Below are 809 nucleotides of genomic sequence, written 5' to 3' on the forward strand. Positions count from 1 at the left end.
GACCTGCGAGCCGTGGGTCTGGGTTCGGCGGAGCACCCGTTGCTGGGTGCGGCGGTGGAGTTGGCCGGTGGTGAGGGTGAGGTGTTGTTGACCGGTCGTCTGGCGCCGGTGGCGCAGGAGTGGCTGCGTGACCACGTGGTGGCCGGGTCGGTGGTGTTCCCGGGGACGGGCTTCCTGGAGTTGGCGTTGCGGGCGGGTGGGTCGGCGGGCTGTGATCGGGTGGAGGAGCTGACGATCGCGGCGCCGTTGGTGCTGCCGGAGCGTGGTGGTGTGCGGGTCCAGGTGCGGGTCGGTGCGGCGGACGGCTTCGGCCGGCGCCTGCTGGAGATCCATTCTCGTGCCGAAGACCTGACCGACGACCGGCCGTGGACCCTCCACGCGACCGGCACCCTGGCGGAACTGGCGGACACCGCCCCACGGACGGATCTCGATTTCGTCGTGTGGCCGCCGCAGGGGGCGGTGGCGGAGTCCGTTGCGGACGTGTACGAGCGTTTCGCGGGTCTGGGTCTGTCGTACGGGCCGGTGTTCCGCGGCCTGCGCGGCGTCTGGCGTCGGGGTGAGGAGGTCTTCGCCGAGGTCGCCCTGCCCGAGGAGCAGGGAGCGGCCGCCGCACGGTTCGGTGTGCACCCGGCGCTGCTGGACGCCGCGCTGCACGTGGTGCTGTTCTCGCCGGTGTTGGGTGACGGCCGGGCCCGGTTGCCGTTCTCGTGGGCCGGGGTGTCGCTGTGGGCGTCCGGGGCACGGGAACTGCGCGTACGCATGACCCCGGCTGGCGTCGACACCGTCACTCTCGAACTCGCCGATTCAGC

The 809-nt window shown here is 72.2% G+C and carries 1 protein-coding gene; it reads left to right on the plus strand.

The features are described from left to right. Positions 1-809, plus strand: an 809-nt coding sequence (locus tag AC5WRT_RS38955) for a polyketide synthase dehydratase domain-containing protein (RefSeq protein ID WP_496101104.1), incomplete at both ends; no start/stop codon positions are given.

It is taken from the genome of Streptomyces sp. NTD91 (assembly GCF_059510455.1).